Here is a 697-nt window from a genome sequence, read left to right as displayed (position 1 = left end):
TAACCAATGCCCCCTGACAGCTATCTACCGGTAGAGTCTCGGGTACTTGGCCTTCTCAGTCTGGCAATCATCCCTACGCCGCACCGCTTTGTTCAAAGCGGCCTCATAGGCGCGGATGGCCCTCTTGAACTTAGGTCGATTGGGTGTCAGGTGTTTATCCAGACCGTCGTACAAAAGGACTGGAACAGCTATAATTGCTTTTCCACCTTCGGTTGGCCTCAGCGCCCGGCATCTTTGAATAACACCGATGACGTTACCTGCCATTGTAGCGGCCAAATTCAACTTGGCGTCGGGCATCCGAGCCAGGAAGTTAATGTTTTGCTCCCCTCCCTGTCCGGCTGAAGCAGCCGAAGATATGACGCAGACTGCCGCGCCGAGTGTAATCAAAATGCGGTTCAAAAATTGCCCCCTCAATGTTTGGCGATCTCAACCCAAGCATCGCCCGTTCCTGCAATGCGAGGTTGAAATAATTTAATTCGAAAAGCAATTGGCGTTATGCGACATTGCGCGAGGATCACCGCACCCCGGGAGCAGCGAGCATCTTAGCTTCCTCGGCAGCAGCCAGGAATGCCTTCCGTGCCTCCTCAGGTTCCATTTCGTCGGCAATGCAGGCGATCCAGACGCGCACCGCTTGGTTCCATTTGGGGCCACGCTTGGTCCACTTCATCAGCTCCTGGCCGGCTGCCTCGACGTTGTT

The 697-nt window shown here is 54.8% G+C and carries 1 protein-coding gene; it reads right to left on the bottom strand.

All coding sequences use genetic code 11. From position 1 onward, the window contains the following. Positions 1 to 514 precede the first annotated feature (514 nt). Positions 515 to 697 (bottom strand): DUF982 domain-containing protein (locus NKG95_RS34210; protein WP_353043883.1); only part of this gene is annotated, 183 nt, incomplete at its 5' end.

Origin of the sequence: Mesorhizobium sp. M1423 (genome assembly GCF_040317575.1) — a bacterium.
Taxonomy (GTDB): domain Bacteria; phylum Pseudomonadota; class Alphaproteobacteria; order Rhizobiales; family Rhizobiaceae; genus Mesorhizobium.
This window is presented reverse-complemented; position numbering and strand designations above follow the sequence as displayed.